This window comes from Klenkia sp. AC732 (assembly GCF_979256525.1).
In genome coordinates, this window is sequence record NZ_CEEDOS010000189.1 from 1 (window position 1) to 233 (window position 233).

The following is a 233-nucleotide window of genomic DNA, read 5'->3' on the forward strand; positions in this document are numbered from 1 at the left end:
CGGAGAGCCGGACGCCGAACCGCCGGTCCCGCAGCCCCGCCTCCCCCGAGGCGTGCGGGGCCAGCGCCGTCAGCCCGGTGCGCGAGCGGCCCGGGCCACCGGCCAGCTGAGCGGCGCGCAGCTGGGCGTAGACCGGGTAGGGGTCCAGCCGCCACGGCCGGTGCCGCAGCCGGGCCACCCGGTCCCCACGCAGAGCCAGGGCCAGCCCGCCGGCGCGCAGTGCGCCGATCCGC

At 82.0% G+C, this 233-nt stretch carries 1 pseudogene; it reads right to left on the bottom strand.

The window, feature by feature from the left end:
- Positions 1-233: pseudogene (locus AC0IVP_RS22220) on the bottom strand (cytochrome P450); the annotation flags it as partial.